We start from the raw sequence: 5,057 nt of genomic DNA on the forward strand, positions 1-5,057 counted from the left end.
GGTTCATGATATGGACTGGGAAGTTGCGCCTGATAGACATACCATTAAAACTAGAGAAATACTTGAAGAGGCTAATTGGCCTGAGGATTATATCCGTGCGGTTGAATCTCATGCTTTTGGCTCTTGTACAGAGGTTGAGCCAATTTTGCTTTTAGAAAAAACGCTTTATACCATTGATGAACTTACAGGACTGATCACAGCGACTGCATTAGTACGCCCTTCAAAATCTATTATGGATGTAAAAGTGAAATCGGTAAAACGAACCTGGAAGACAAAGAACTTTGCAGCTGGTTGTCATCGTGAAACGATTGATAAAGGTGCCGGAATGTTAGGCATAGAACGAGGGGAATTGATTGAAGGAACATTAACTGCTATGCAAGGAATTGCCGAAGAATTGGGCTTGAAAGGAGTTGATTAGTGATGAATTAGGAGTTATGAATTATAAATATAATCTAGACGCAGATAAGTGAATGATCACTTATGATTTATACTTACTGTCATCATGCAAAATTATATTTAATTAGCGTCGAAGATCAAACTACAGTATATATCGATTCATAACTATTAATTCAAAATACTGAGTCCTATCATATTTCAATATCTGGTAAAGCTTTATCTTTATCATCCAAACTAACAAAACGCTCTTCTGAGCTATAAATCTAATAATCATGAAAAAACTACTTCTGTTTGTATGTACGGCCTTATTTTTTGCGGCTTGTCAACCAAACGAAACGACTACCCAAACAACTAGTGTTGAAAAATCGAATATCGATAAATCGACAGTAGATGCAACAGTTTGTGCTTTGAAAGCAAAATTCCCTAATGCTGACGAGAGTTTATTGTCAAGAGGAGTGAAACATGTGGCTAATCTATGGATTGCTAGTGATGGCTCTGCTGAAGTTTTTAAAACTTTCTGTGAAGCCAATTACGTTGCTGATAAAAATGAGCGTGTGTTGGTCTTCAATAAAATATCACGAAATATCGAGATCATTACAGGGTATTTTAATAAGATCACTCTGGATTTATTAGAGCCTGTACATTTAAACACTTTTGAGAAGCATGCTATCGATAATGAGTTTGGTGCTTATAGTGTTGATGCGCATTGGCAAGATGATTTTTACAAGAATAAAATTGCATTCATTATTGCTCTAAACTTTCCTCCTTTTAGTCTTGAAGAGAAAGAAGCTTTGGCAGGGAAATGGAATCGTCAGCAGTGGGCTTATGCGCGTTTAGGTGATTATTTTACGGCTAGAGTTCCAGCGGAGCTATTGCAAAATGCGAATAATGCAGCTGCAGGAGCGGATCTTTATATTGCAGACTACAACATCTTTGTTGGTCATTTGACTGATGCTAATGATAAACGTTTTTTTCCAGAGGATAAGGTTCTTCTTTCGCACTGGAACTTACGTGACGAAATTAAAGCGAACTATGCAAATTCGGTAGATGGACTTGAGAAGCAGAAGATTATCTATCAGGTGATGCAACGTATTATTTCTCAAGAAATCCCTGAAAAGGTAATTAACAGTGGCGATTTCGAATGGGATCCCTATACAAATGTGGTCTACCAGAATTGTAAAACTATTGAGGCTACTCCAGAGCCAAATGAGAGATACCAGCAGATATTGAATAATTTCCACGCGAATAAGGAAATTGACCCCTACTATCCTGATCAGAATACCTTTATTAAAAGACAGTATGCAGGAGCAAAGGAGATTTCGCACGAAAACACGGAGAAGATCTTTACTGATTTCTTAAAATCGGAAGAAACTAAAAAAGTAGGTGAGCTTATTAAGAATAGATTGGGACGTGACTTGCAGCCATTTGATATTTGGTACGATGGTTTCAAAGCTCGTAGTGGTATGGATGAGTCGAAGCTTGATGCACAGACTAGAAAATTGTATCCTAATGCTCCTGCTTTAGAAGCTGATCTTTCTAATTTATTAGAAAAATTAGGTTACGGAAAAGACCGAGCTAAATTCCTTGCAGATCATATTGCTGTTGATCCAGCAAGAGGTTCAGGGCACGCTTGGGGTGGTGCTAAAAAAGGACAGAAAGCTCATTTGCGTACTAGAATTGGTGCCAAAGGAATGGATTATAAAGGCTATAATATTGCGATTCATGAATTTGGTCACAATGTTGAGCAAACAATTTCATTGTATGATGTTGATAATTTTATTATGAATGGTGTGCCAAATACTGCATTTACTGAGGCTCTAGCTTTCATCTTTCAAAAGAGAGACATGCTACTTTTAGATAGAAATGATGAATCTGATCAGAAAGATGCTTTAAAGAAACTAGATTTATTCTGGAGTGCATACGAAATTATGGGTGTATCGGTTCTTGATATCCGTGTTTGGAAGTGGTTGTATGAAAACCCTGAAGCCAATGCAGCTCAGCTTCGTGATGCAACTATGCAGATTGCCAAAGAGGTTTGGAATGAGTTCTATGCGCCTGTTTATGGAATAAAAGATCAGACTATTTTAGCTGTTTATTCACATATGTTGAATAGTCCTTTATATCTATCGAACTATGCTTTTGGTAATGTTATTGAATTTCAATTAGAGGAACAACTTAAAGGTAGAAGTTTCCCTAATGAGGTTGATCGTATCTTTAAGCAAGGTAAATTAACACCTAACCAGTGGATGATAGAGGCTACAGGTAGTAAACTATCTACTCAGCCATTGATTCAGGCCGCTAGTGAATCATTAAAGAAGTTAGAAAACTAATCAACTTAGAATATAATTTTAAAAGGGCATTCCAAACGGAATGCCCTTTTTTTGATTGACCTAGGATGATTTTTGATTTTAGGGTGAAAATTTTCCCAACAAATTTCACTTAATTAATCTGACATATTTTTGTTATTGATTAGGATTCATATTATTTTTCCTATCTTATAATGCCCGTTCCTTTTTTCCAAAGTTAAGGAAGTAGGAAGTCGCCATACTATTCTCGTGTCCCGAGAGTCAATTGTTCTTCAATTAATATATTCTTTACATATATAATCTTTCTGTTTATTGTGACTGTTTTCCTAATATAACAGAATGTTCTGATCCTAAAATTGTTTTATTGTGAGAAAAATCATCGGTTTAAGTTTAATCTTTTGTTTTATTACTAGCAGTGTTTTTGCGGAGATTAAAAGTGTTGGAATTCCATTTATTCGTAGTTTTTCTAAACGGGAATATAAAGGAGGTTCTCAGAATTGGAATATGGTTCAGACTTCGAATGGCTTGATGTATTTTGCCAATAACGATGGGGTTTTGGAATTTGATGGTAATTCGTGGCGCTTGATTCCCATGCCCAATAATTCTGTAGTAAGATCTCTGGCTGTTGATAGTTTACAAAGGATTTATGTGGGGGCATATAACGAATTTGGGTATTTGGAACCCGATCATCAGGGAAAACTAAGCTATCACTCTCTTGTCGATTTAATACCTGAGGCAGAGCGCGATTTTTCTGAGATTTGGCAAATTTTCCCCTATGAAGATGGCATCCTTTTTCATTCCTTTCAAAAGGTCTTATTTTATAAAGATGGTAAAATTACAACCTTCAATAGCGAAACTGAGTTCCACTATAGTTTTATGTTGGGAAATCAGTTATTTATACAGGAGAAAGAAAAAGGCTTATGCTTGTGGGACAAGCAGAAAGCTGAGCAGGTTAGCGGTGGTGGATTTTTTAAGGATCTTGAGATTGTGAGCATTTTGCCTTATTCTGATCATTCTATGATTATTGCCACGGCTACGTCTGGTCTGTTTATGTTTGACGGAGATAAGGTCCAAATTTGGGATGCCTCACTTAATGAGATATTTGAAAAGGATCAGTTATTTTCAGGTATTTCGCTTGGCGATCGCTTTTATGCCTTTGGAAGTGTCGTAAATGGGATATATATACTCGATAAATCTGGACATTTGGTTCAGCATATTAATTCTGATAAGGGCTTGCAAAACAATACCATATTATGCCTTTTTCAGGATCAGGAAGAAAATCTTTGGTTGGGTCTCGATAATGGAATTGATTATTTGGAGATTAGCTCTCCTTTGTCTCTTTTGAAAACGAATCGGGATATCGGTACAGGATATACTTCTATTGTTTATGATAATTACCTTTATCTAGGTACTAATATGGGATTATTTTGTAAAGCACTTCCTAATAAATCAAATCTAAGGTTAGAAGCAGATGATTTGGAATTGGTTAAAAATACAACAGGGCAGGTTTGGTCTTTAAAAGTGGTTGGTGGGGAGTTGATTTGCGGACACAATAAAGGCACTTTCCGAATTGAAAAGACTCAGGCTAATTTGATTTCTGATATTGAAGGGGGATGGCAGTATTTGTATAAAGAAGAATTTCCAAACCAAATGATAGGGGGGACCTATTCAGGATTGGTCCTGTTCGAGAAAACGGCAAAGAGTCAATGGAAATGGCAGTTTGTGAAAGAAATTGGTGGTTTTAATGAATCGTCTCGTGAAATGATATGGGACGATGACAATTCAATATGGATGTGTCATGGTTACAAGGGTGTTTACCATATCTTTTTGAATCCAACTTTGGATTCCTGTGTAAATTATAGATTTTATGATGAGAATGATGGTTTTAACTCTCATCTGAATATTAATGTTCAGAAGATACGTGATGAAATTGTTTTTTCAAGTCCCAATGGTTTTTATAAATATCAGCCCGAATTAGATCGCTTTGGTGAGCATAAATATCTAAATGACTTATTAGGATCTGAGGGGAGAGTTAGTAAATTGATTGAAGATGATAATGGAGATGTTTGGTTCTTTCAAGGAGGAAATATGGGCTTGTTAAAGCGACAAATAGGGAATTCCTATGAGATGATTAGCAAGCCATTTGTTTCATTGAAGGATGCCTTTACAAATGCTTTTGAGAATGCTTACACATACGATCGGAAAAATGTGTTGATTGGTACCGAGCAAGGCTTTGTACATTATAACCCTTCCATAACAAAACGATACGATTCCGATTTTCAGGTTTTAATTCGTGAAGTAAGCCTCACTAGTCCTCGAGATTCGGTAATTTTCTTTGGCGAAGTCAATCAAGCA

The 5,057-nt window shown here is 36.2% G+C and carries 3 protein-coding genes; all 3 read left to right on the plus strand.

Annotated features, from left to right (window positions below; genetic code table 11):
• The coding region (locus ABY905_RS13925) for a hydrolase (RefSeq protein ID WP_372644905.1) at positions 1–418 on the plus strand (418 nt) is incomplete at its 5' end.
• A gap of 250 nt (positions 419–668) precedes the next feature.
• Positions 669–2,726 carry a hypothetical protein gene (locus ABY905_RS13930; protein ID WP_372644907.1) on the plus strand — a complete coding sequence of 686 codons (2,058 nt, stop codon included), beginning with the start codon at positions 669–671 and terminating at the stop codon, positions 2,724–2,726.
• Positions 2,727–3,068: 342 nt separating this feature from the next.
• Positions 3,069–5,057, plus strand: a 1,989-nt coding sequence (locus tag ABY905_RS13935) for a two-component regulator propeller domain-containing protein (protein WP_372644908.1), incomplete at its 3' end; no start/stop codon positions are given.

The organism is Ancylomarina sp. (assembly GCF_041555295.1).
In the GTDB taxonomy this organism is placed as follows: Bacteria; Bacteroidota; Bacteroidia; order Bacteroidales; family Marinifilaceae; genus Ancylomarina.